Source organism: Mycobacterium sp. (assembly GCF_008709575.1).
GTDB lineage: Bacteria > Actinomycetota > Actinomycetes > Mycobacteriales > Mycobacteriaceae > Mycobacterium.
Genome location: NZ_VYIK01000457.1, coordinates 1 through 214 on the forward strand (window position 1 = coordinate 1; position 214 = coordinate 214).

A 214-nucleotide genomic window follows, 5' to 3' on the forward strand; every position below is an offset into this window, starting at 1 on the left:
CGGCCCGGTGCGGTGATCGCGATTACCGAATAAGGCATTCCACCCTCGACTGTGAACAAGGCGACGGGTTTTCGGCGCGTCGTGTCGTGTCGTGCACACTCGGGGCGCTCAGGCCAGTGCGCGACCGGGCTTCAGCTTGAAATCCAAGCCCGCCAACGACATCGTGGCCTCGTAGGTGCGGTCGTATCCGGTCGCGCTGATCTTCCAACCGTCT

Annotated in this window: 1 pseudogene; it reads right to left on the reverse strand. The window is 63.1% G+C overall.

The window, feature by feature from the left end:
* Window positions 1-108: 108 nt before the first annotated feature.
* Window positions 109-214, reverse strand: a pseudogene (locus tag F6Q13_RS19570) (nuclear transport factor 2 family protein); the annotation flags it as partial.